The sequence below is a fragment of the Streptomyces olivochromogenes genome (assembly GCF_021538895.1).
Taxonomy (GTDB): domain Bacteria; phylum Actinomycetota; class Actinomycetes; order Streptomycetales; family Streptomycetaceae; genus Streptomyces; species Streptomyces olivochromogenes_A.
Genome location: NZ_JADDRL010000280.1, coordinates 1 through 461 on the forward strand (window position 1 = coordinate 1; position 461 = coordinate 461).

The window sequence follows — 461 nt, forward strand, 5'->3', positions numbered from 1 at the left end:
CGGCGCGCGCGGTCCTTCGTCGCGAGCCACGGCGTCAGGGCCGACGCCACGCCCTTGGAGCCGTACCGGGAGCGGTGGCTCGCCCTGGGTGTTCCCGGGGAGGTCATCGACCGGGCCGTGGCGTACCAGGAGCGCTGGGGCGGCCTGGTCCTTCCTCCGGCGCCGGTGTACGAGAGCGGTCCCCGCTACCTCTGCGCCGATGTGCCCGAGCCCTCTCACGAGGGCGGGTGGTGGTTCATGGGCGGCGAACCGCGGGTGTCGGTCGCCTTTTCCTTCATGATCGGCCCGAACGGCGAGTTCGGCCTGTGGGGCAACACGTGGGCTCCGCTGCACGCTTGTGTCGAGGGCTGGGTGGAATCGCTGGCGCTCGCCCACCACGCCTCCCACTGGGCCAAGCAGGTCACCAGGCTGCACGGCGACGAGGCCGAGGCCCTCACTCTGGACGGCTTCGAGCCGGTGGA

The 461-nt window shown here is 72.0% G+C and carries 1 protein-coding gene; it reads left to right on the plus strand.

Features of this window, described 5'->3' with window-relative positions; genetic code table 11:
* On the plus strand, nucleotides 1–461 hold a 461-nt coding region (locus IPZ69_RS46810), incomplete at both ends, for a hypothetical protein (protein ID WP_235461026.1).